This window comes from Paraclostridium sp. (genome assembly GCF_051657365.1).
GTDB lineage: Bacteria > Bacillota > Clostridia > Peptostreptococcales > Peptostreptococcaceae > Paraclostridium.
The window spans coordinates 1-1,506 of sequence record NZ_JBOFKN010000022.1 but is presented as its reverse complement, the minus strand read 5'-3'; the positions used below and the strand labels follow the sequence as shown (position 1 = coordinate 1,506).

At 51.6% G+C, this 1,506-nt stretch carries 3 protein-coding genes; all 3 read left to right on the top strand.

Annotated features, from left to right (window positions below):
• Positions 1-379: Rz1-like lysis system protein LysC (lysC, locus tag ACRCYC_RS01150; RefSeq protein WP_438617352.1), on the top strand; the 379-nt coding region annotated here is incomplete at its 5' end.
• Positions 380-681: 302 nt separating this feature from the next.
• Positions 682-1,212 carry a terminase small subunit gene (locus tag ACRCYC_RS01145; protein ID WP_302981481.1) on the top strand — a complete coding sequence of 177 codons (531 nt, stop codon included), beginning with the start codon at positions 682-684 and terminating at the stop codon, positions 1,210-1,212.
• The coding region (locus tag ACRCYC_RS01140) for a phage terminase large subunit family protein (protein WP_438617351.1) at positions 1,187-1,506 on the top strand (320 nt) is incomplete at its 3' end. The genes ACRCYC_RS01145 and ACRCYC_RS01140, both read left to right, overlap by 26 nt.

Sequence of the window (1,506 nt, the reverse complement as noted above, 5' to 3'; positions counted from 1 at the left end):
TTTGACCTTGCTAACCAGCGCGGGGCTGACATGGTCAGCATGTTGGCTGCGCAAGCTGAACTACAGCGAAAGCTCGCTGAGCAGAATCAACTTTATTCCGACATCGCTCAGGCGCTCAGTAATGACAGCTGCGCTGCTCAGCCTCTGCCTGCTGATGTCATCAGGGTGCGCAACCGCACCGCCACCAACAGCAACTGATTTGGTTTATGTTGTTCCCCCCACTGATCTACTGATTCCATGCCAGCGACTGACTGCATCATCACAAACCTACGGGCAAGCCGTAGTCAATGAAGCACGCTTTGCTGACATCAATAACCACTGCGCCGATCAAGTTGATCGAATCATCCAATACGTTATCGATAAGGCGAACCCCAAATAGCTAGGTTTACCCACGCCCGCACCGGCGCAGTAGTGCGGGCAGACTCCGAATGATAGCCCACTCACCCCTGAGCGGCGTGGCCTATCATGCGCGGTCTGCATGGTGAGCATCAAATAATCAGGCTGGTCGTCCAGCGTATCGCTTTGCTCCAGTAGCAGACGCGCAACCTGTTGTTATATATGCGTTTATATGTGGTCGGTCTCGCGGGTCCTCCCAGACCCATCCCCCCTACGGGGGCGTAGAGGCGCGGGGTGTCGCTACATATGAAATTTTCCCAGAGGTTGGTTGTTGTTTAATTGTCCATGACTATTACAAAAAAACAGCCCGGCTGGCTAAACAAAAAAGACATGGCCGCATCACTGCATGTTTCCGTGCAAGCGTTTGATAAGTGGGGCGTTTCACCTGTTGAGAAGATTGGCCGAGAGGCGTTCTTCGATATGCGTTCTGTGCTTGAAAATAGAATGAACGCAATGAGCCGGAAACAACAACCTAGCCCCTCTGAATCAGAGGAGTCGGTTGATGAATCGGAATGGTTGAAAGAACGCGTCAGACTAACTCGGGCGCAGGCTGACAACATGGAGCAGAAGAACGCAATACAACAACGTGATGTGGTTGCGTGTGAATTTGCCACGTTTGTTCTCAGTCGTATCGCATCTGCTATTGCCAGCAAGCTGGATACGGTTCCGTTATCAATGCGGCGGAAATTCCCCGATTTAGAAAACCGGCACATCGAGCATTTAACCCGTGATCTCGTGGCAGCGCGTAACGCTGCTGCTCGGCTCGATGAGCTGATCCCGGAGTTGTTAGATGAGTATCTTGCCAGCACAGATTGAAAATTTTAGATCTGCTGTAAGGGCTGGTCTGAGATCTCTGTACAAACCACCACCGCTGACCGCCGTTGATTGGTGTGATCAGCATTACTACTTGCCTGTTGAATCTTCGTATCACGAGGGCAGGTGGGAAACGCTGCCGTTTCAACGCGCGATCATGAACGCGATGGGTTCTGACTACATTCGCGAAGTTAACCTAGTTAAATCGGCGCGTGTCGGTTACTCGAAAATGCTACTCGGTGTAGTGGCATACCTCATTGAGCACAAGCAGCGTAACGGTATTTTGTGGCAGCCAAC

Coding starts and splice junctions, on each gene's coding strand:
- ACRCYC_RS01145 (WP_302981481.1), top strand. CDS start 682: ATGACTATTACAAAAAAACAGCCCGGCTGGCTAAACAAAAAAGACATG.